Source organism: Vibrio maritimus (assembly GCF_021441885.1).
Classification (GTDB): Bacteria; Pseudomonadota; Gammaproteobacteria; order Enterobacterales; family Vibrionaceae; genus Vibrio; species Vibrio maritimus_B.
In genome coordinates, this window is record NZ_CP090438.1 from 3,192,960 (window position 1) to 3,215,797 (window position 22,838).

21 protein-coding genes are annotated in these 22,838 nt (G+C 47.6%); 9 read left to right on the forward strand and 12 right to left on the reverse strand.

The features are described from left to right. Positions 1–58: 58 nt before the first annotated feature. Together LY387_RS14550 and mpl are read right to left on the reverse strand one after the other, a co-directional pair. Positions 59–679: a flavin prenyltransferase UbiX gene (locus LY387_RS14550; RefSeq protein WP_234494621.1), complete on the reverse strand. Its 621-nt coding sequence runs from the start codon at positions 677–679 to the stop codon at positions 59–61. Continuing rightward, the gene (gene mpl / locus LY387_RS14555) at positions 679–2,028 is read right to left on the reverse strand and encodes a UDP-N-acetylmuramate:L-alanyl-gamma-D-glutamyl-meso-diaminopimelate ligase (RefSeq protein WP_234494622.1); all 1,350 of its coding nucleotides are present in this window, start codon (positions 2,026–2,028) and stop codon (positions 679–681) included. The genes LY387_RS14550 and mpl overlap by 1 nt, the downstream gene beginning before the upstream one ends. 284 nt (positions 2,029–2,312) lie before the next feature. Between mpl and fbp the strand changes: the two genes are divergently transcribed. Further along, positions 2,313–3,326: a class 1 fructose-bisphosphatase gene (fbp, locus tag LY387_RS14560; RefSeq protein WP_234494623.1), complete on the forward strand. Its 1,014-nt coding sequence runs from the start codon at positions 2,313–2,315 to the stop codon at positions 3,324–3,326. A 135-nt stretch (positions 3,327–3,461) separates the two neighbouring features. After that, on the forward strand, positions 3,462–3,992 hold the full coding sequence (ppa, locus tag LY387_RS14565; protein ID WP_128649142.1) for an inorganic diphosphatase: 531 nt from the start codon (positions 3,462–3,464) through the stop codon (positions 3,990–3,992). A gap of 89 nt (positions 3,993–4,081) precedes the next feature. Here the strand turns inward: ppa and LY387_RS14570 are convergent, their stop codons facing one another. From LY387_RS14570 to LY387_RS14585, 4 genes are all read right to left on the reverse strand, one after another. Next, a complete protein-coding gene (locus tag LY387_RS14570) occupies positions 4,082–4,441 on the reverse strand; it encodes a DUF2799 domain-containing protein (protein ID WP_234494624.1) in 360 nt (119 codons plus the stop codon). Positions 4,442–4,453: 12 nt separating this feature from the next. Beyond that, on the reverse strand, positions 4,454–4,819 hold the full coding sequence (locus LY387_RS14575) for a DUF2799 domain-containing protein (RefSeq protein WP_234494625.1): 366 nt from the start codon (positions 4,817–4,819) through the stop codon (positions 4,454–4,456). A gap of 76 nt (positions 4,820–4,895) precedes the next feature. Continuing rightward, positions 4,896–8,654: a translocation/assembly module TamB domain-containing protein gene (locus LY387_RS14580; RefSeq protein WP_234494627.1), complete on the reverse strand. Its 3,759-nt coding sequence runs from the start codon at positions 8,652–8,654 to the stop codon at positions 4,896–4,898. Then, complete coding sequence (locus LY387_RS14585) at positions 8,651–10,369, reverse strand: autotransporter assembly complex protein TamA (RefSeq protein WP_234494629.1); 1,719 nt, start codon at positions 10,367–10,369, stop codon at positions 8,651–8,653. The genes LY387_RS14580 and LY387_RS14585 overlap by 4 nt, the downstream gene beginning before the upstream one ends. A 167-nt stretch (positions 10,370–10,536) precedes the next feature. On the opposite strand from LY387_RS14585, the gene msrA reads away from it, so the two are divergent. After that, positions 10,537–11,163, forward strand: a complete 627-nt coding sequence (msrA, locus tag LY387_RS14590) for a peptide-methionine (S)-S-oxide reductase MsrA (RefSeq protein WP_234494630.1) — start codon at positions 10,537–10,539, stop codon at positions 11,161–11,163. 49 nt (positions 11,164–11,212) lie between these two features. Here msrA and LY387_RS14595 read toward each other — a convergent pair whose 3' ends face one another. Further along, the gene (locus LY387_RS14595; RefSeq protein ID WP_042478719.1) at positions 11,213–11,413 is read right to left on the reverse strand and encodes a DUF1107 domain-containing protein; all 201 of its coding nucleotides are present in this window, start codon (positions 11,411–11,413) and stop codon (positions 11,213–11,215) included. A 281-nt stretch (positions 11,414–11,694) separates the two neighbouring features. Here LY387_RS14595 and LY387_RS14600 point away from each other — a divergent pair, with 281 nt between their 5' ends. The 6 genes from LY387_RS14600 to LY387_RS14625 all read left to right on the forward strand — a co-directional run bounded on the left by LY387_RS14600 (position 11,695) and on the right by LY387_RS14625 (position 16,968). Next, positions 11,695–12,246, forward strand: a complete 552-nt coding sequence (locus LY387_RS14600) for a YtfJ family protein (RefSeq protein WP_042478718.1) — start codon at positions 11,695–11,697, stop codon at positions 12,244–12,246. 243 nt (positions 12,247–12,489) lie between these two features. Continuing rightward, positions 12,490–13,158 (forward strand): zinc uptake protein ZrgA, encoded by a 669-nt coding sequence (gene zrgA / locus LY387_RS14605; protein ID WP_234494631.1) that lies wholly within the window; start codon positions 12,490–12,492, stop codon positions 13,156–13,158. 56 nt (positions 13,159–13,214) lie between these two features. Further along, positions 13,215–13,904, forward strand: a complete 690-nt coding sequence (locus LY387_RS14610; protein ID WP_234494632.1) for an ABC transporter ATP-binding protein — start codon at positions 13,215–13,217, stop codon at positions 13,902–13,904. Further along, positions 13,901–15,160, forward strand: coding sequence for an ABC transporter permease (locus tag LY387_RS14615; RefSeq protein ID WP_234494633.1), 1,260 nt, complete (start codon positions 13,901–13,903; stop codon positions 15,158–15,160). The genes LY387_RS14610 and LY387_RS14615 overlap by 4 nt, the downstream gene beginning before the upstream one ends. Positions 15,161–15,215: 55 nt before the next feature. Then, positions 15,216–15,701 (forward strand): DUF3299 domain-containing protein, encoded by a 486-nt coding sequence (locus LY387_RS14620; RefSeq protein WP_419153452.1) that lies wholly within the window; start codon positions 15,216–15,218, stop codon positions 15,699–15,701. A 364-nt stretch (positions 15,702–16,065) separates the two neighbouring features. Continuing rightward, positions 16,066–16,968 (forward strand): TIGR03899 family protein, encoded by a 903-nt coding sequence (locus LY387_RS14625; RefSeq protein WP_234494635.1) that lies wholly within the window; start codon positions 16,066–16,068, stop codon positions 16,966–16,968. 13 nt (positions 16,969–16,981) lie between these two features. Here LY387_RS14625 and cysC read toward each other — a convergent pair whose 3' ends face one another. From cysC to cobA, 5 genes are all read right to left on the reverse strand, one after another. Next, entirely contained in the window at positions 16,982–17,614 is a 633-nt protein-coding gene (gene cysC, locus LY387_RS14630; RefSeq protein ID WP_128649136.1) for an adenylyl-sulfate kinase, read from the reverse strand. Between the two features lie 22 nt (positions 17,615–17,636). Then, positions 17,637–19,361: an SLC13 family permease gene (locus tag LY387_RS14635; protein WP_234494636.1), complete on the reverse strand. Its 1,725-nt coding sequence runs from the start codon at positions 19,359–19,361 to the stop codon at positions 17,637–17,639. 79 nt (positions 19,362–19,440) lie between these two features. After that, positions 19,441–20,853, reverse strand: coding sequence for a sulfate adenylyltransferase subunit CysN (cysN, locus tag LY387_RS14640; protein ID WP_234494637.1), 1,413 nt, complete (start codon positions 20,851–20,853; stop codon positions 19,441–19,443). A gap of 18 nt (positions 20,854–20,871) precedes the next feature. Beyond that, positions 20,872–21,780, reverse strand: coding sequence for a sulfate adenylyltransferase subunit CysD (gene cysD / locus LY387_RS14645; protein ID WP_042502781.1), 909 nt, complete (start codon positions 21,778–21,780; stop codon positions 20,872–20,874). An 83-nt stretch (positions 21,781–21,863) separates the two neighbouring features. After that, a complete protein-coding gene (cobA, locus tag LY387_RS14650) occupies positions 21,864–22,772 on the reverse strand; it encodes a uroporphyrinogen-III C-methyltransferase (RefSeq protein ID WP_234494638.1) in 909 nt (302 codons plus the stop codon). Positions 22,773–22,838: the final 66 nt, after the last annotated feature.

Sequence of the window (22,838 nt, forward strand, 5' to 3'; positions counted from 1 at the left end):
AACCTTTTCGTCACAGATTCGCCAAATCTATCCTTAATTTCAGTTAACCCACGCTCAATTATCGTTGGTCATATCCCCAGCGAGGCACAAGGTTTTGCTCAAGCCCCATATGGTCCAACACGCGAGCAACAATAAAGTCCACCAAGTCATCAATAGACTGAGGCTGATGATAAAAGCCAGGTGCCGCTGGCATAATTGTCACGCCCATCTGTGACAGCTTGTGCATGTTCTCCAGATGAATGGTCGAAAATGGCGTTTCACGCACCACCAAAAGAAGCTGACCTTTCTCTTTGATCACCACATCCGCAGCGCGCTCGATCAGATTATCCGACATACCATGCGCAATTGCCGCCACACTGCCCGCAGAGCAAGGACAAACGATCATTTGTTTAGGCGCCGCTGAACCTGATGCAACAGGAGAGAACCAATCCTCTTTACCACAAACAACCAGCTTCTCTGGATCGCACTTAAGGCGCTCGACTAGGGCTTTGTGTGCCGCATCTGGACCACTTGGCAGCTTGATATCGTGCTCGGTCGCCAACACCACGCGAGCTGCGGAAGAAATAAGAAGATAGACGGTGTAATCTTGAGCAAGCAAGCATTCAAGCAAGCGCATGCCGTAAGGCGCGCCTGACGCGCCAGTGAATGCTAGAGTAATGGCTTTGTCTGCCGGTTTCATTAGGCAAGTGCCTCCAGTAATTTCTGATGAATGCCACCAAAACCGCCGTTACTCATGACAAGGATTTGATCACCCGCTTGAGCCTGATCCGCGATCATTGCGACCAGTGAATCGATATCATCACTGACGCGCGCTGGTTGGATACAAGCATCAGCAATGTCTTGCACGGACCACTCAATGCTATCTGGCTGGAACAAGAAGACTTGGTCGGCTTTGGTTAAAGATTGCGCCAGCGTCTCTTTGTGTACACCACGCTTCATCGTTGCGCTGCGCGGCTCTAATACCGCAAAGATTCGCTTATCGCCGACCTTGTTACGAAGCCCATCCAATGTGAGTTCAATGGCTGTTGGATGATGGGCAAAGTCATCATAGACCGTCACTTGATTGACTTCGCCTTTTAGCTCTAAACGTCGCTTGGTATTGATGAACTTACCCAGCGCTTCGCAAGCGAGATCCGGTGTTACCCCCACATGTCTCGCACCTGCGATGGCCATCAGCGCATTATCCACATTGTGATCGCCAACCAAATCCCAGTTGACCTCCCCCACTTTTTCGCCGTGCAAGTAGACCTCAAAGTGTGAGCCGTCGATATTTAGCTTATTCGCATGCCAGTCAGCGTCAGGACCAGTGTGCTCGACCTCACTCCAGCAGCCACGCCCCAATACATCCACCAAGGCTTTATCGGCTTTCGGCGCCATAATGCGACCGTTACCTGGCACGGTTCTCACTAAGTGGTGGAACTGGCGCTTGATCGCCTCAAGATCATCGAAGATGTCCGCATGATCAAACTCTAGATTATTCATGATCAAGGTGCGTGGATGGTAGTGTACAAACTTAGAACGTTTGTCGAAAAAAGCACTGTCGTACTCATCCGCTTCGACGACAAAGAACATTGATTCACCTAGCCTTGCCGACTGACCAAAGTTCCCTAACACCCCGCCAACTAAGAAACCTGGTTGATAACCGCAGTCTTCTAATATCCAGCTCAGCATACTGGACGTCGTGGTTTTGCCATGAGTCCCTGATACCGCCAACACCCAGCGGTCATGCAGTAAGAATTCTTGTAGCCACTGAGGGCCTGAGGTGTATCGAAGATTGTGATTAAGTACATACTCGACACAAGGATTACCGCGACTCATTGCATTGCCGATAACAACAAGGTCTGGTGCCGGGTTAAGCTGCGATGGGTCGAAGCCCTCGATGATCTCGATACCCTCAGATTCCAATAACGTGCTCATTGGGGGGTAAACGTTGGCATCACTGCCCGTCACTCGATGTCCTAACTGCTGCGCCAAAACGGCAGCGCCACCCATAAAGGTGCCGCAGATACCAAGGATATGAATATGCATAACTTGCTCTCTTAATCTTTGTTGCGTGTTAGTTTACGCCATTGTCGCTATATATACCCAAAGCGCGTGTTAAAAGCGAGAAAGTTAGTGGTTAGACAAATAAATGTGACATTCATCATACAAATTAACACTCTGTAGTCTTACTTCATTACCATTAAAAAGTTCTGCCCCCTACAATAACCATGTGTGTAGATGAATACCCCCAAACTCGCGCAATCGTTTGACTGCGCGTCACTCCACGCACATACCCCCAAGAAAATAAGCAAAAAAGTTAAGGATATAACATGTCTGATATGCGCACCCTTGGCGAATTCATTGTTGAGAAGCAACATGATTTCCCCCACGCTAGCGGTGATCTCTCCTCTCTTTTGTCTTCTATTAGACTTGCTGCAAAAATTGTTAACCGCGAAATCAACAAGGCTGGTCTTGTTGATATCACTGGTGCTGTTGGCACAGACAATGTTCAAGGCGAAGCTCAGCAAAAACTTGATGTCTATGCGAACGATAAGTTCAAAGCAGCGCTAGAAGCGCGTGACCAAGTTTGTGGTGTCGCGAGTGAAGAAGAAGATGAGGCAGTCGCGTTCAATAAAGAACTCAACAAGAACGCTAAGTATGTTGTGTTGATGGATCCTCTAGACGGTTCGTCAAACATCGATGTTAACGTATCGGTTGGTACTATCTTCTCTATTTACCGTCGAATCTCTCCGGTAGGCACTCCACCTACTCAAGAAGACTTCCTGCAGCCTGGTAACAAACAAGTTGCCGCAGGTTACGTCGTCTACGGTTCATCAACCATGTTGGTATATACAACCGGTAAAGGCGTTAACGGCTTCACCTATGACCCGTCGATCGGCAGCTTCTGTCTGTCTCATGAGAATATGATGATCCCTGAAGATGGCACTATCTACTCGATCAACGAAGGGAACTACATCCGTTTCCCTATGGGTGTGAAGAAGTACATCAAGTACTGTCAGGAGAATGTGCCAGAAGATAAGCGTCCGTATACGTCACGCTACATCGGTTCATTGGTGTCAGATTTCCACCGCAACCTGCTAAAAGGCGGCATCTACCTGTACCCAAGTACACAGAGTCATCCAAGCGGTAAACTGCGTCTACTTTACGAGTGCAACCCTATGGCATTCATTATGGAGCAAGCTGGCGGTATCGCTTCAGATGGTGAACAGCGCATCATGGATATCAAGCCTACTGAGCTCCACCAGCGCGTGCCATTCTTTGTCGGCTCTAAGCGAATGGTCGAAAAAGTCGAATCATTCCTCGAAGAGTATAAAGACCAATAACTTCGAAGTGCCTCTCATTAGAGGCACTTTTTGTTTTAAAAGTAAGCAAGTATACTGACCTGTAAACGATTCGTATTTCAGCCCCACATTCCTTACGTCAGAGGGAATGATGTATAAAGAAAAAGGAAAGTCAAAATGAGCTTAAACAATGTACCAGCGGGTAAGTCGCTGCCTGATGATATCTATGTAGTAATCGAAATTCCTGCCAACGCAGATCCTATCAAGTACGAGGTAGATAAAGATTCTGGCGCAGTATTTGTTGATCGTTTCATGTCTGCCCCTATGTTCTACCCATGCAACTATGGTTACGTTAACCATACGCTCTCTTTGGATGGAGATCCGGTAGACGTATTGGTTCCAACACCTTATCCACTGATGCCAGGCTCAGTTATTCGATGCCGCCCTGTTGGCGTCTTGAAGATGACTGATGAGTCAGGTGAAGACGCAAAAGTGTTTGCAGTGCCGCACAGCAAGCTTTCAAAAGAGTATGACCATATTCAAGACGTCGGTGATATCCCAGAGTTACTAAAAGCTCAAATCACGCAGTTCTTTGAGCGCTACAAAGAGCTCGAAGCAGGTAAGTGGGTGAAAGTGGACGGTTGGGCTGACGTGCAAGCCGCTCGTGATGAGATTCAATCTTCATACGACCGCGCGCAAGGTAAGTAATCGAAGCGGTAATTAATCGAAGTAAATAGCATTTAAAAAGCTCTCGGCTTAACGTTCGAGAGCTTTTTTTGTGGATGACGCTTTACTACTCAATAAAGGCTTCGGCCCCGCGAGGCTTTGCCGTTGTTGTACCAGGTACGAAACGTCGGCCTCAACTCATCACAAATGCCGCGATAGAGCTCGCCTTTCTTACCCAGAATCTTGGGGTCTTGCATACAGTACTCTGCTCTTCCTTGCTCGTACCCATCAGAATACGCACTGTAGATCTCATTCGTTACTGAAACCGTTGCAGCCGCTGCTAGCTCTTGCGTGGTTTGTTTGACATAACCAACCAGCGCTTCCTCTTTGCCATATTGACGCCAATCGCTCGGCTTATTGCTTGCCGGCCCTGAAGACTGCGCACAAGCGACCAACAGCAACAGGGTTAGGGATGTTATTAACACTCTCATATCTCCCCCTTATCAACGTCGAGCGCGGGCGTTCTTGCCACGCCAGTATTCTTCGGCATAACGTCTATCTAAATCATTACAAATGCCGTAGTAGATATTTCCTTGGTGCCCAAGAATGAACGGGTCTTGCTTACAATATTCACTCTTTCCAGATTGATAGCCCGATTGATAGCTTTTGAAATTATCATCGCTAATATCCGGCACTTTTTTGGCAAGTTCATTCTGGCTTTCAATGATGTAGCCTTTCATCGCCCATTGGTAACCAAAATCTTGCCAGCGTTGTTGGTCACCTTGTGTCGGCGGCTTGAGCTGCACGCAAGCGGATATCAGCACCAATGTACTCAGTAGTAATAAGTGTCTCTGCATTTTCTTTGGCATAGAACCTCCTATTTACATAGCTAGTACGAAACAGTCTTGTCTTTGCATCAACTCACCGCTCTTCATTCGAGCTCTGTTAGTCGACCTCAAACTGATACAAGAAGGTCACTGAACTGTACAAGCCTGATACTGCTTCTACGTAAAAATCTTCGATGATTCGATAGCGCACCGTAAACTCACCGAGTGAGTTGAAGATACCTACACCATATTTAACCTGAAGCCCAGGCAATACATAACCACTCACTGTTACCTGTGAGTCATCACCTGTGCCTGCGGTGTCTAGTTGTAGGTCTTGTACACCGAATGCCTGACCAATATCACCCACAACCTTACCGCTACGAGCTAGACTCAAGCCAATCAAGGTCGTCGTGAGCGCGTTACCCCCCGTCTCACCATCAATATCCTGCCCCCTAAGTAGATAGGACAGCGCATTTGCCTGTGGCATTGTTGGGTCAGAGAAGATCTCGATCGTTGGCTCCGTCGCCAATCCAGAGACCTTTACCCCAGCTTTAACATCATCAGCCGTTGTATCTGGATTTCGAATCGCCGTAATGTTGACGTATGGCTGATCCACAGGTCCCGTCATCAGGATCTTACCCTCTTCGATAAGAAGGTCTTGACCAAATGAGCTATAAGAACCGTCAACAATGTTCACTTCACCTTGGACAAACGGACCTTGGTCTTTTTGTGATACATGCAGTTTGCCTCGCAAGCCACCTTTAAGACCGAACGCGGTAATGGTGAAGTCATTGCCAATAGTGATCGAAACGTCGGTTTCAATATTAAATGGCACTGCCGTCTCTTCGTCGACAGGCGTCATATCAGGGTTTAGTAGAACCTGATCGCTTGAAACCGCGACCGCACTCTGTGGCAGTTCCTCAACTAAAATTCGTCCCCATGGCAAACCGATAGAACCCGTGACCTTAGCTAGATTAGGGTTGGCCTCTATGGTCATATCAGGCACAACTTTAACTCTCACCATAGGTGGCACATCAACATTGAGCTCGTCTGCAAACACTCTAAGTTTAGTGCGCCATGCCTTAAGGTCTTGCCAATTACCATCACCCGCCAGTTTTAACTCGCCGTCAGAGGTTTGAATCTTGGCATCAAGCAATGCATCGTAACCACTAAAATCTATGTCTACCTGGCCCGAGTCGACTTGAATTGGCGAGATATCACCTTGAAGAGAGAGATCGGAAACTGAGAACTGACCAAATAATTGCGGGTGCAGTGCGTCACCTTTGATCTTAATATCGGCAGCAAGGTTCGCTTTCAGCTTGTTGAACTCACCAACGATAGGCTGAAGAAAATCTAGATTGAACGTCGATAGATTTAGCTCACCATCGATGGTCTTATTTTCTGCCAAAACGTTCGGCAAGGTTACGTTGCCCGACAAGTCACCATTATCTGTAACATCAATTAGCCAACTGGCATCAAGCTTGTCTTCGGCAAGATTTGCTTTCACGCTCACTTGCTCCCAGCCCAAAACCAATGGCGTTTCTAAGCTCTGTGTGACAGTGCCTTTTGGCAACGCGACGTCCAGTTTCACTTCTGGTGATGCATCCGGAGCCCACTTTGCCCACGCGGTAATATTGGCACTGCCATCAATGACCGTATTTTCCGGAATGTAAGCTTTGATCTGATCAAAGTTAAAATTCTTGATCGTAACAAGCGCCTCACCCGACTGTCCCGCCTCAATATCTTTCTCTAGACAAAGTCTAGAGTCAGCTTGTGCCCAGCAGTGCGCAGCAACATTGGCAACCTGTTTATCAATATCAACCTTGATGGCGACGGGCTCTGTTAGGTCTAGAGGCCCTTGTTCGGTTTCAATATGAACGTCAGCCAGCTCTCCTGCCCATGTAAGACTGGGCTTTTCTGTCAATGCACCACTGACAGCAAGTTTAATCGAAGCAAGCTTAGAGACCACATCGAGCGTCAATGTATGCGCTGCCTGCGTCCCAGAAAGCGTTACGTTTGCAGAGTCGACCGTCTGATCCTGATACTTGAGCCCACTCGCATTCAAACGAATATCGGCTTGTGCTTGCTCAATCGGCAGAGGTTTAGCGGTACCTACTAAAGAAAGCTGCTCAAGGCTAGCCTCTTGTTTCCACTGAACCTTTTCGATTCGAAGATCAGTAGCAATATCGGGCTCTTGCATCGCGCCTTTGAGCTCAACATTTCCCCTTAAGATGCCGGATAAATCGGGGACGGATTTCGCCAGATCAGAAAAGTCGATATCGACCTTCATATCCCAAGTTTTGTCCAGCTTACCCTGAGCATTGAGCTTGTTCGGTCCGTGAGCGATGGATAGCCCCTGAGTATCGACCTTAAACTCACCTGAGCTATTCTCATCTGAGGCCTCAACTTGCCCCTTGATATCGATAGGGTAGTCACGCAGAATGCCAACCACATCGAGTATTGGTACCGCTACTTGCCATCCTCCTGCATCGGTTAGAGAGCCCGAAGTCACGATGTGGCCACTGATATTACCCTCAGCATCTGGCCACTGTAGTCCTGGCTGAATATTGGTGAGGTTAATATCCCCCTGCCAATTTACAGGCGCAGCCCAGTTAGCCATCACTTGACCAGACACATTACCACCCAGGCTATCAATCGACAGTTTGCTCAAATCTATTTGCTCGAGGTCGCCTTTACCAACAAGATCAACAGCAACATCCGGAATCTCCTTACCGGACGCCGAAGCCTTTAAGCTCACATCATAGCCATCGAGTGACCCTTTGGCCGCCAATGATTCAACGGCAACTTGATAGTCTGATTCGCCCGTGAGAGGCCAAGTCGCCTTGGCGCTGGTAATGGTGGCATCAAACGGTAAAGTCGGCTCTAAGGGCTTCAATTGCCCTTTGAGAAGCCCCTCGATAACACCCGTAAACTCACTGTCTAAAGTGAGCTCTTCGACACTGCCATTTGCTTTAAGTGACAGTTTTTGACCTGCTAAATCGGTTTGTTTTAGGTGAGCATTGAGCAGCAAATCGAGAGGATACCCTTGATTAAGCGTAATATCACCGTTAAGTGAGGCATCGACCATCGGCATCTCAAGCTCAAGATTCGTCACGCGGACATCGTGCTCACCGGCCCGACCTATGAGCTTCAAACGATCCACGATAACAGGCTCTTCCTGCTCCAACTTAAAATCGACAATCTCGAGGCCCGCAATGTTAACAAACAGCGGGATCAGAACCTCGGGAAGCTCTATGGCTTGAGGGGTATCGTCTGTCTGTGGTGGTGTTGGTTCTGGCTCGCTTTCTGATTCTGGAAGCCTTACGATAGGTGTCAATAAACGAGTATCGCCCACCGTTAAGTTAGAGCCAGTCATGGCAAGTGAGGTGGTAAAACTATCCCAACTCACCTGCGTCCCAAGAATATCCAGCTTGATATCATCAAAACTGACCCGACCAATCGCAACAGGGATTGGCAGACTGATCTTGGTCAGAGGTTCACTTGGCTCTGGAGACGGCTCACTCGGAGCGACCTCTGGCATTTTGAAATCCAACCCCTGAATCGTAAGTTCGTTCACACACACTCGCGGGTCAGACAGGCAATTGAGATCCACGGCCAGAGTAAGTGAGTGAGCGTTTAAATCGATAAAAAGACTTTCATCGACAAACTTCACATCATTAAGAGTAAATCTAGGGAACAGTGCACCCTGCGTCTCACCAACCTCAAGTTGTGGCAGTGCCTTGTTAACACCCCACAACACGGTATTAAGACCGGCATTAGTAAACAGCGCAAAACCAATCGTTGCGATGATAAGCAAGATTAAAGTGACAAGACCGATAGAACACCATTTGGTGACACGCCAAACTTTCGACATCATAGTTCTGGCCCTAAGCTAAAGTGAATTCGCCATTCGGCTTGTGGTTTGTTATCGAGTCCGCGTGCATAGTCAAATTTGACGGGGCCAACTGGTGACACCCAACGCACGCCGAAGCCTGCGCCTCGTTTCCATTCTGGATCATCATCAAAGGCATCACCCACATCAAAGAAGGTTGCTCCCCACCAGTTACCCGTGATTCGATATTGATATTCGAGGGTACTGGTTGCGATGTATTGACCACCCGTTTTATTTCCTGCGTCATCCACTGGCGAGATACTTTCGTAGTCATAACCCCTAACACTGTTATCACCACCAGCGAAGAAGCGCAAAGAGGGTGACAGTTTAGACGGTTCCGCCGCTATGTTGGCACCCACATCGACCTTGAATAAGCCTCTATGGTTTTCACCGAGACTCGAAATCCAAGTCGAGGTACCTCGAAGCCTGAATACAGAGGTTTCCGACAGTGCTCGCTCATCCCCTACCTCAAACATGATGGTTTGCTTGTTACCGCTCATAATAAGCGGCCCACTACCACGAGTGACTACTCGTGAATAGGACAAGCCTGGCAGCACAAACTGACCTAGCTCACCCTGCGCGTTAAACTCATAGTTTTCAACAAGGTAACGAATATAGGCGGTACGATGCCAACCACTGTCTAGCACCCAGTGTCTCTCGAAGGCTAGGTTCGACTCCAAGGTTTTCTTATCACTACGGTTAACGTTTTTTAGACCGTATTGAATCACGTAGTAATCTTTGAGCACGTCGTCGAGAGGAATTTTATAACTTGCCGTTACTTGTTGCTCTGGAATCGACAAGTCCAAACTGGTATCAAAGCTATGCCCATGCTCATTGAGCCAAGGTTTCTTCCACTTGAATTTAAGCTTAGCGCCAACATCGGTTGAATAGCCCAAACCCGTTTCAAACTGATTTCGCACTTGCGGCGCCAGTGACACCTTCATCGGCAACTCGCGCCCTTTACCCACTTGAGAGAGATCAGGCTCAACAAATACTGATGAAAACCATTCCGTATTGGAAAGATTTTGGTTGTGCTGACCCACTTTGCTCACTTGATAATCGTCACCGATCTCATAAGGCTGCAGTGACTGAACCTTTTGAATATCAATTTGGCTGCCTGTAATGGTCGACTTACCAAACTGATAGCGAATGCCACTATCATAGTGAAGACGAATAATCGCTTCATTAAGCTTAGGAATAACCTCCAGACGACTGACAGAGTAGGCTCCGTCGAAATACCCTTTTTGTAGCGCTAAGTTGCGAATGCCAGACTTAAGGCTATCGTATTGGTTATGGTTAAGGGTCTGGCCCTCTTTTAACGGTGAGAGCCTGATAAGACGCATGAAATCTTCATCATCTTTCGCCTCTCCAGAGAGCTGTACATCGACAAGCTTGATCCTAGTTGGAGGTCCTGGGGTCACATTGACGGTAAGTTGATCCCCATTATCACTGACGACAAAATCGATCTCTGGGTTGTAATATCCTAAAGCATTGATGGCTTCTTCTATCTCTTTGGTCAATCGAGACTGAAATCTGAGTGATGTGGAGTATTCATTACTGGGGATCGCAGATACATACGCATCGACATTATCCTGAAGCGCTCCGCTAAGTCCTTTAATATCCAAAGAAACGCTCTCTTCGGCAAATACCAAAGTCGGCGATAGGATCAGCAATAGCGGTGGTAAAAGTCTCTTTATCATGCTTTATTGTGAGGCTGTGATGCGTTTGTTTTTGTTGTTACGTAGAATGATAACTCTGATCGATTTAGATGTCTTCAAGCAACAATCAAACAGATGCTATATCGGTGTTATATTTTAGTTTTCAGGCGCTTCGCACTTGAAATAATAGTCTAGAAAAGGAACTGACGATGGGTAAAAAAGAAATGATTTCCTCCGACCAAGCACTACCTGGCCGAGATGTGGCAATTGCCATCATGGAGCCTCATTTTGTTAATCAGTCAGACCTCAACGCTGAACTCAATCAAAATGAAGAAAGTATCGTTCTAGGCCTAGGTTGCTTTTGGGGGGCTGAGCGTTTGTTCTGGCAATTGCCTGGGGTGATATCAACCTCTGTAGGTTATTCAGGCGGCTTTACACCCAACCCTACATATGAAGAGGTATGCAGTGGTTTAACCGGCCACACAGAAGTCGTTCGAGTTGTGTTCGACACAACTAAGACTTCTTTACCGGAGATTTTACGCACCTTCTGGGAAAAGCACGACCCAACACAAGGGATGCGACAGGGCAACGATATTGGCACTCAGTATCGCTCTGCAATCTATACTGCAAACCTAGAACAAGACCAAGTCGCAAAACAGACCCAGCAACAATATCAGCAAGCATTAGGGTCGCAAGGAATCACTACAGAGATCTTACCGCTTGGCGAGTACTACTTTGCTGAAATCTACCACCAACAGTACCTGGCTAAAAATCCAAATGGTTACTGCGGAATCGGTGGCACCGGCGTGTGTTTTCCACCAGAGCTAAACCCGTAGACACGAAAAAGCCCTCGCAATGCGAGGGCTTGAAGAATTCTTTTGTCAGTTAGAGTGCTAGTGCAGCAATCTCGACATTAATCTCTTTGAAGGCGACAAGCTTTTGCCTGTCTGCCACTTCAGGTAACAACACCTTGCCGTTGTCGAATCGGAACAAACCAATACCAGCAATGAAGAACTGCCCCTTAAATAACGTCTTTACAAACTTCGCGATCTGACGCGGACGATAAACCGTAAACTTACGCAACATAACCTAACCTCAATATCCGTTTGAGTACATCCTAGTGTTACTCGCATCTTGCGAGTGAACTCGCAATATATTTTGCGATCGATTGAAATTATACGCTAAATTTCTTGAGACACAAACAAAAGTTAACAACTTTGCAACAAACTATAAATTGCTGTTATGCTTGAAATGATTTTATCAAGTGAGGGACATTTCTTGGTCAAATCAACACAATTAAAGTTGTGGCATATCATAAGTTCACCTAAGGTATGCCGCCCAATATTAAAGTAACGGAAACTATTACAATGAAACTAAAGCCTCTCCTCACCCTAGCCGTGCTGTTTATGCCTGCACTTGCTATGGCAACTAACCTCCAAGTAGGCAGTAATGCTCGCTCCGTATCGGTAAAAGATCACGGTGAGCTAATTCTCAACAACGATGCCATCAGCTATCAAGCATGGAGCAGTGGCGATATGCTTGGCAAAGTGCGCGTCATCCAAGCTATCGCGGGCCGCAGTAGCTCTAAAGAAATGAACGCGCCACTCATGGCGGCAATCACCGCTGCTGACTTTCCAAAAGAAAGCTACCAAACCACTACCGTCATTAACCAAGATGATGCTATGTGGGGTACAAGCTCATTTGTTAAATCATCAGCTGAAGACAGCAAGAAAGAGTTCCCATGGTCCTCGATGGTACTCGACAAGCACGGTCTCGTTGCAAACGCTTGGCAGCTAGCTGAAGAAAGCTCAGCAATCATCGTTCAAGACAAGCAAGGCAAGATTCTGTATGTCAAAGAGGGTGCACTAAGCGAAGCGGATATCCAGCAAGTGCTTAGCCTGGTCACAGACAACATCTAACCAGCGATAAAAAATTCTAAAAGGGAGCCTAAATGGCTCCTTTTTTTGTTGTTCTGAAAGAGAAACCACGAACCCGATGTTGTTTCTTCTGGAAAATATCTTCGTTTGTTATAACATAACAAACCACAGTTAAACGAGAACAAGTCGCATCGTTCTCGAGGGAGACCTCTGCACCCGGCGATTTATGCGCATCTTTACCGGCATTGGTATCCAGTACTTTTACATCGTTATTAAGGATTAATCATGAAACTAAAGATGACACTCTTAGCTGGTCTCGTTGTATCGCAATTCGCGGTTGCCGATGATCACTTCCGTCAACACGACGCCCATGTGCACGGCCACGTAGAATTTAATATTGCTCAAGATGGTCAAGATCTTTTAGTGGAAATTACTGCACCGGGTGCTGATGTTGTAGGTTTTGAGCATGCTCCTAAAACGGATGCCGAGAAAGCGGCAATGGCTGATGCAAAAGCAAAACTGAACGATGTTGATAGCATCCTTACCATTCCAGCAACAGCAAGCTGTAAGCTAGTAGAAGCGCATGTCGAAAATACGCTAGAGAAAGGCGAGCACCACGACGAGCACGATCACCATGATGATCATAAAGGTCACGAGCATCATGACGACCATAAAGGACATGATGACCACGATCACCATGACGAACACAAAGGTCACGACCACGACCACGACCACGACCACGACCACGACCACGACCACGACCATCATGATGGCCATGGTGAGTTCTCAGTTCAATACCAATTCTCTTGTGAAGATGTAGCTAAAGTGACTCAAATTGATACACAATGGTTTACACACTTCCCTTCAACTGAGAAAGTATCAGTGAACCTGCTAACGGATAGCGCACAATCGGCAACGGAACTGACTTCGGGTAATACGACAATTAAATTCTAATTCGTCCACCCTTCAGGTCTCACCCCGAGACCTGAAGGTGATTTCCAGAGGACACTATGGCTAGCGTAATCGAACTCAAAGACGTCACCTTCAAGTGGCAACCAGATCAACCCCCAACTCTCGACATTCCATCGCTCACCATAGAACAAGGTGAACATCTATTTTTAAAAGGCCCTAGTGGCTGCGGTAAGTCCACATTGCTCGGCTTACTAACGGGTATTAATACCCCGACGACTGGCGATGTTATCTCACTCAATCAATCACTCAAGACACTGTCTGCCAGCGCGCGCGACAAGTTTCGCGCTGACCATATTGGTTATATTTTTCAGCAATTTAACTTACTCCCCTACCTCTCTGTCATCGATAATGTCACGCTGCCTTGTGAGTTTTCTAGCGTGCGAAAGGATAAGGTGAGCGGCTCTTTACACCAGGAAGCCAAACGCATTCTCGACCATCTACGATTGCCTGAAAAACTCCTCAGCAAACCCGTGATTGAATTAAGTATTGGTCAGCAGCAACGTGTCGCCGCCGCGCGGGCCTTAATCGGTCAGCCAGAGTTTCTGATTGCCGACGAACCGACATCCGCACTCGACCATGACAACCGAGAAGCCTTCATTGAGCTACTGATGGAACAGGCTAACGCCGCGCATTCCACCTTGATTTTTGTTAGCCATGATCCAACGCTTGAGTCCTTATTTAAAAGAACCGAGAACCTTCAAGATATTAATCAAGTGAGGCCACTATGAGCATCACTCTAAAGCTGGCTTGGAAAAGCCTACTCAACCGCAAAACAACCGCCCTACTGACCATACTTACGGTAGCGATCTCTGTGATCCTCTTGATGGGCGTAGAGCGAATTCGTACTCAGGCAAAAAGCAGCTTTGCCAATACTATCTCTGGGACCGATTTGATTGTCGGTGGACGCTCGGGTCAAGTGAACCTTCTTCTCTATTCTGTATTTCGTATTGGCAATGCGACCAATAACATCGACTGGAAGAGCTTTGAAGAGTTTAGTAATCACCGCTCTGTGGATTGGGCTATTCCTATTTCACTCGGAGACTCACATAGAGGCTTTCGAGTAATGGGGACCAACCATAGTTACTTCGAGCACTACCAATACGGTCAAAAACAGCATCTGTCTCTTGCCAAAGGCGAAGAATTTGATGGGCTATTCGAGACCGTCATTGGCTCCGATGTTGCAAAATCTTTGGGTTATGAGATTGGTACTGAAATCATAATTGCTCACGGGATCAGCGATGTCGGCTTTAGCCGCCATGAGAATACGCCTTTTAAAGTGGTCGGTATTCTCGCGCCAACGGGCACGCCTGTGGACAAAACGGTGCACGTTTCTCTAGAGGCAATAGAAGCGATACACGTCGGGTGGGAGTCGGGGGCTAACCTTGGTAATGAGCCGAGTAAAGAGCAGCTACTAAAGATGGATTTCCAACCTAAGCAGATCACCGCCATGTTGATTGGCTTAAAAAGCAAGATCCAAACCTTCGCACTTCAGAGGCAGATTAATACCTACAAACAGGAGCCACTCAGTGCTATCTTACCAGGCGTTGCGCTTCACGAGTTGTGGGGCATGATGAGTGTGGCAGAGACCGCTCTGCTTATTGTCTCGGTCTTTGTAGTCGTTGCCGGACTCATGGGAATGCTCTCTAGCCTGTTGACTAGCTTGCAAGAGCGTCGCCGTGAGATGGCTATTTTACGTGCAATGGGCGCAAGACCGCGACATGTCTTTACCCTACTAGTCAGCGAAGCCACCGTGCTCACCAGTATCGGCATCGTTTGCGGAATTGGTGGCATGTATGCGATGCTTGCGATTGCCGCGCCCATCATCACGGCAAATTATGGCATCAACATAGCGTTATCTGGCATTACGTCGCATGAATGGATGTTGCTTGGATTTGTGCAGCTCGCTGGGGTTATTATAGGTTTCTTCCCAGCGCTACGAGCCTACCGACAGTCGTTGAGCGATGGGATGACAATCCGAATTTAGTGAGATTTGAATGAAAACAGTTAAAAACCTGTTCTGTGGTCTAGTGCTTTCGCTGATGGTGTTGGTGCCTCAGCTAGCAATGGCCCAAGAAGAGTCTGATGTATTGACACTCGACTGGATAGATTTGATTCCAGAAAGTGAGCGAAACCAGTTTGATGCTATGGGCATGCCGGCGATCGATCACTCGGGCGGCGTCATGGAGCAATCTAAAGTTGGTACGGTCCGCCAAGAGCTTAACGGTAGTCAGGTGAAAATACCTGGGTTTGTCATTCCGCTAGAAGGTGATGAAGACTCAGTCACCGAATTTCTATTGGTGCCTTACTTTGGTGCTTGTATTCACGTGCCGCCTCCACCACCTAACCAGATCATCTACGTGAAGTTTAAAGAGGGTGCGCCTGTACACCGTCTATGGGATGTTATCTACGTTGTCGGAACATTGAAGACCGAAACTATCGATTCTGAGCTCGCGCAAACGGGCTACCTAATCGAAGGGGTTGATATTGAAGATTACGATGATGGGTATTATGACGGAGACGAGTAACGGATACTCGTCTCCACAAATCCTGTTAGGTAATGATTTACGAAAGGTTGCTAGGCTGTGTTAGCCGATAAGCGTCGAGAGATAGCCTAGCACCCCGATATAAACACACAGCAATAACGCGATTGAGACGTGTTTTTTCGCTCTATTTTCTCCAGAGTGCCTCATAACGTCCTCCTTCATTCTCAACCTAGAATTTAACAAAGTTTTATCATTTATCCCAGACTTTTTTACAACACGCTTTGAGTCACACCAAAAGCGGACATCAGCTCACACAAATTACTCTGGTTTTTGCAGAAGATTCCCGCTAAATTGAAACTCTATTGCACAATAATCCTTCGTTTTCGCTTTGTACTGAGTGCCGGTAATGAGTCATCACCCTGTTGAGAGCAAGCTAGCTAGCCAAGAACCCAATTCATCCAATGAACAGGGACAAAAAAAAGCCCACCATATGAAAGACAGCGCCAGTCGCCTCAGAGCCATCGCTGAATCTCATTATTTAGATGCGCTCATACGAGAAGAAACCCCAAGCCAATCCTTGTTTGAAAGAGCAATGCTGCGCGAGAAGCAAGGTAAAGAACAGCGCCAAAAAAACCTAGAGCAGATCATCAAAGCCGCGATGGCGGCGTGCAAGAATGAAGTCGCTGGCGAGCCTGATTTTGACTGGCTGGTGCGGTATTTTGATATGGCGAAAGAGATCCATAACTCATCGATGCAAAAGCTTTGGGCGCAGGTACTTAAGCGAGAGATCACCAATCCTGGCGCCACCTCGATGAAGGCACTGAAAACACTCAGAGATATGACGCCCAAAGAGGCGCAAACGCTACAGCGCGCCGCTTCCCTAGCGTGCAGTTTTGGCACCGATACGAGTCGTAAGCTGCTACTTGGTATCAAGCATCAAACGGGCTTGTTCAGCTTTTCTCGCTGCGAGAGCGTTGATGAGTTAAGCCTTGGGGAATATCAGCTCCCCTACTCTAGCATCTTGCTGTTGGTGGAGCTTGGCGTGTTATTGGCGACAGAATTGGAATCGGGAGAAATAGCCAGAGAAGCCCCTTTAAAGCTCGGCTATCAGGGTCATGACATGATGCTTACAGCGAAAGGGAAAGGCATTACACTAACCTACTACCGCTTCACGCCAACAGGCAACGAGCTGTGCCAATTGCTCGGTCATCGCTCTAACGCCCAATATCAAGAGCAGCTCATAGAGCTGCTCAATCGAAAGTTTGTGGTTAAAGGAGACGTGCCAACCTCATTCCATCACAAGGTCTAGCCACGATAAGGGTTTAACGAATCACCTGATTAGCCGCTAATATCGATAGACATTGTTCCACCAGCTCAGCGACAGCGTGATCGCCGGCTTTAAGATGGATCTCAGCCTTAAGCGGCGCTTCGTATTCGGAGTCAATACCCGTGAAGTTAGGGATTTCACCGGCACGTGCTTTTTTGTATAGACCCTTTGGATCTCGAGACTCACACACCTCAAGGCTGGCATCCACAAACACTTCCATAAACTCGCCCTCAGGCAGCAGCTCACGCACCAACGCACGTTCGGCGCGATGTGGTGAGATGAAAGCAGATAGAACAATAAGACCCGCGTCAGCCATCAGCTTAGCTAACTCGCCTACTCGGCGAATATTCTCTCGGCGATCTTGCTCAGAGAAGCCTAAATCACGACACAGACCGTGTCGCACGTTGTCACCATCTAACAAGTAGGTGTGATAGCCACGGCTGGCCAGTTCAGTTTCTAACGCGCCCGCTACCGTCGATTTACCCGCCCCAGATAAACCAGTAAACCAAAGTACCACAGGCTTTTGTTTTTTAAGATCGGCGCGCTCTGATTTGGTGACCACATGTTGGTGCCAAATGACATTCTCATCTTTTTCGATAGTCTCAGAGGCTTGTACAGTATTCGACATAACTCGTCCTTAGGTAACGCCGTTAAAAGGGAAAAAAGTATGGGATCAAGGTCAACACCAGTACCGAGTAAACGATAGAGATGGGAATGCCAATCCGCATGTAATCTTTAAGTTGATAGTTTCCAACGCTATACACCAATAGGTTGGTTTGATACCCATAAGGGGAAACAAAGCTCGCGCTCGCGCCAAACAACACCGCCATGATAAAAGGCATAGGATCGACGCCATAGGCGACAGACATACTGTATCCAATCGGAAAAGCGAGTGCGGCAGCCGCATTATTAGTCACCAGCTCAGTCAGTAAAAGCGTCACTAAGTAAGTAGCCACTAACGCTCCAAATACTCCCCAACCGTTGAACATCTCGATGAACATATCCCCCATACGCTCTGAGAGACCGGTCGAAATCATCAGCTGCGCAATAGAAAGTGCAGAGCCAACAATCACCACGATATCCGTAGGAAAACGGCGGCGAAGCTCGCCAAGATTCACAATACCAAACGCCAAAACGGCAATGAGGTACAGGGCCAAACCTTTGATGATGGGTAACACGTTAGTAAGTGCTAACGCAATCACAGCGACAAACCCAAGTAAAACATAGCTGGATTTGGCGAGGTCGAGTTTAGCGCTCGAATCTAGGTCATTGACCAAGACAAATTCTTTGCGATGTTGGCGGCGAAGCGATTCAAAACGCTTACCCGGTGCCAACACAAGCGTATCGCCCGCTTGCAAAATGATATTGCCTAATCCGCCTTCAAGACGTTCATGTCCACGGCGAACCGCAACGACGACCGCGTCAAAACGATCACGAAATTGACTCGACTTTAGCGTGGTATTACAAAACGTCGCAGATGAGCTAACGACGACTTCCAGTAAGTTTTGACCATTTAGGTGATGCTGGCCAAAGAAGGTTAAACCGGTGATTTCTTGCAGAGTCGCAACGCTTTCTACATCACCACAAAACAGCAGTCGGTCTTTCGCCTCAAGGACAAAATCAGGTCCGACTGACGCCAGCGTCTCGCCGCCTCGTACCACTTCTGCTAAGAACAGCTTACGCAGCGCTCTTAGGTTATTTTCAGCGATACTGCGCCCAACTAGCGGCGAACCAGGTTCAACTCTCGCTTCCAAGAAGTAGGGTAAATCATCTTGGTTAGTATCATCATAATTTGGCAATAGGTAGCTCAGTGGAATAAGCACCAAAACGCCACCGACAAGCACACTCAAACCAATCCAAGTAGGTTCGAAGAATCCAAGGCTTGGCAACCCCACGTCTTCAACAAAGCTGTTGATAATCAGATTGGTCGAGGTACCAATTAAGGTTAGAGTGCCGCCTAAAATTGCTGCATAAGAGAGTGGAATCAGCAGCTTCGAAGGTGCGTGACGTTGATTACGTTTTATCGCACCAATAAGTGAGACCACAACAGCCGTATTATTGGTGAACGAAGAAAGTAGTGCGGTTGATATGCCGAGTTTCGCGACCACCGCCCCCAAACGCCCCGTGGCAATCGAGCGGCTAACCCAACTAATAAGGCGCGTTTTCTCCAAGGCTGCCGACGACAGGATCAGTAGCACCAAGGTCAATAGCGATGAATTAGTAAAGTTACTGGCAACTGCATTGATGTCTATCATCCCAGCAATAAACGCCAAAAACGCAGCACCCGCAAAAATAAGGCTCGGTTTAATCTGGGTTGCTATCAGGCACGTGATGATAGACATCAGCAAAGCTAGCACCACTCCTTGTTCCCACATGACCTCGTTCCTTATTCACTGCGTCGCTGCGTTGTATAGTAGGGCTCAGTTGAACACTCGAGCCCTTTCTTTGTTGCGGTTATATTTTTGCGTCCCACTCTGGGAAGTGCTTCATGATGAGCGCTTTCAGTTCTTTCTCGAATGCTCCCATGCGCTCTTGTGGTGAACGCTGCTCTTCAGCCAGAGCTTCACGAACCAAACCTGCACCGACCGTCACATTGGTCAAACGGTCAATCACGATAAAGCCGCCCGTATCTTGAACCGAGTCATAGCTATCCACCGCTACTGCTTCAGTAAGTGACCACTCACATAAACCAATACCGTTCAGTGGCAATGACTCTGACTCAAAGGACTTGAGCGAGTTGATATCGTACTGATGACGAATCGCGTCTAGTTGTCCTTGGGTTTTCTTACCAGCAATCTTGATGTCATAACTGCGACCAGCAGCTAGCGGTTCATCTGTCATCCAAACCACATCGGCAAGCAAGCGATTCGATGATGCGACTCGCGACTCTTGCTTAACAATGAGATCGCCACGGCTGATATCAATCTCATCCGTCAGCGTTAGTGTCACAGCTTGACCGGCGAATGCACGAGGCAAGTCACCATCGAACGTCACAATGCGTTCTACCTTGGAGGTTTTGCCTGAAGGTAGCGCCTTGATTTCATCACCAACACGGATCTCACCAGAGCCAATCGTGCCGGCAAAACCACGGAAATCCAGATTTGGACGGTTGACGTACTGCACAGGGAAACGGAATTCGCCTTGCTGTTTGCCTTGGTCGATATCGACTTTCTCAAGCAAGTCGAGCAAAGGTTCACCTTGGTACCAGCTCATCTTGTCACTCAGATCCACCACATTGTCGCCCTCAAGCGCAGAGATCGGGATCATTTGAATGTCGATGTCTTTACCTAGGTTTTCTGAGAATGTTAGGTATTCATCTCGAATTTCTTCATAGCGCTGCTGTGAATAATCAACCAAGTCCATTTTGTTTACGGCCACGATAAAGTGTTTAAGACCAAGCAGGCTGGAAATAAACGAGTGACGACGAGTTTGGTCGAGTACACCTTTACGTGCATCAATCAAGATCACCGCGAGATCACAGGTCGATGCACCTGTAGCCATGTTACGCGTGTACTGCTCGTGCCCTGGTGTATCGGCAATGATGAACTTACGTTTCTGGGTCGAGAAGTAACGGTATGCTACGTCAATCGTGATTCCTTGTTCACGCTCTGCCTGCAAGCCATCTACCAGCAATGCCAAGTCTGGCTTTTCACCTGTGGTACCCACACGTTGGCTGTCAGAGTGTACGGCCGCTAGCTGATCTTCATAAATTTGCTTTGAGTCGTGGAGCAAGCGTCCAATTAAGGTACTTTTGCCATCATCCACTGAGCCACACGTTAGGAATCGGAGTAACGATTTGTACTGGTGCTGACTCAGGTAACCTTCAATACCGAGTTCGGCAAGTTGTGCTTCTACTGCGCTGTTCATAATCTGTTCCTTCGATCCTTAAAAGTATCCTTGACGTTTCTTAAGCTCCATCGATCCTGACTGATCGTGGTCGATCGCTCGTCCTTGTCGCTCACTAGACGTTGCAACGAGCATTTCTTCGATAATTCCCGTGAGCGTGGTGGCTTCCGATTCGATAGCACCGGTTAATGGATAACAGCCGAGTGTTCTAAAGCGCACGCTCTTATGTTCAACCGTTTCATCCGGGCCAATCTCCATGCGATCGTCATCCACCATGATCAACATGCCATCGCGCTCTACTACAGGGCGAGGCGCCGCAAGGTATAGTGGAACGATTTCAATGCCTTCTAGCAGGATGTATTGCCAGATATCGAGCTCAGTCCAGTTAGAAAGAGGGAAGACACGAATGCTCTCACCCTTGTTAATTTGACCGTTATAGGTTTTCCAAAGCTCTGGACGCTGGTTCTTTGGATCCCATGTATGGTTTTTGTCGCGGAATGAGTAAACACGCTCTTTGGCACGAGATTTCTCTTCATCACGACGTGCACCACCAAATGCAGCATCAAAACCATATTTGTTGAGCGCCTGCTTGAGACCTTGGGTCTTCATAATGTCAGTGTGTTTCGATGAACCGTGCACAAATGGGCTACATCCCATAGCTAAACCTTCTGGGTTCTTGTGCACCAAAAGCTCGAATCCGTAGTTCTTTGCTGTACGGTCGCGAAATTCAATCATCTCTTTGAACTTCCAGTCTGTATCGACGTGCAGCAGTGGGAACGGGATTTTGCCTGGATAAAACGCCTTACGCGCTAGGTGCAGCATCACCGAAGAGTCTTTACCGATGGAGTACATCATGACGGGATTATCAAATTCCGCCGCGACCTCGCGGATAATGTGGATGCTTTCCGCTTCCAGCTGTTTAAGGTGTGTGAGTCTTTCTTGGTCCATGAGTTGTGCTTCCTTTGTTCATGTTGACGTGACTTGGCCAACACACGACTGATTTAGAATGAAAACAGGCTTTACGCTTTGGTTTAAGCCCTAATACTTTGTAATGCTTCAACTTGGCTTGGTGTTGCACTTCCTTTACCAAACCAAGAGAGTTCATCGGCCAAAGACACCACCTCACCAACCACAATGAGCGATGGTGATTGAGCCTCTTTTGCCATGTCAGGTAATGTTGCAAGTGTGCCGCGAAGCACCTTTTGGGTTGCTTGTGTCCCACGCTCGATAATCGCGACAGGCACATTTTGACTGCGACCATGCTTAATTAGCTGAGATTGAATGTATTCTGATTTCATCAACCCCATATAGATAACTAAGGTCTGGTTGCCACGAGCCAGCGTTGACCAATCCATATCGTCGCTATCAGGCTTAAGGTGACCGGTGACAAACAGCGCCGACTGCGCGTAATCACGGTGAGTTAGAGGTATGCCTGCGTATGCTGTTGCACCCGCTGCCGCGGTAATACCAGGGACGACTTGGAACCGGATACCAGCTTCAGCTAATACCTGCAGTTCTTCGCCACCACGACCAAACACAAATGGATCGCCGCCTTTGATGCGCACGACCTTGTGACCGCTCTCGGCAAACTCCACAAGAAGCTGATTGGTTTTTTCTTGAGGCACGCTGTGGTGACCTGCTCGCTTGCCAACACAGACCAAAATGGTGCTGTCCGGAACGAGAGCCATGATTTCTTCAGACACAAGGTAGTCGTAAAGTACAACATCGGCTTGCTGTAGTAGGTTTAAGGCTTTAAGAGTGAGAAGTTCAGGATCACCGGGCCCTGCACCAATAAGGGCTACCTCACCTTTGCTGAGCTGAGACTTAGGGAGCTTCGGCTTATCTTGGCTGCTAACCAGCGTTGGAGTGGCTACCTTGCCCGGCTGGTTAGTTGTAGTTGGGTTCATAATGACAATCCTTCGCTTATCGAATGATGGCATTATGACCACTCGCCTATATTACTTGAAATTCTAAAATTTCATTTTTTATTCCAAAAGTCACTAAAG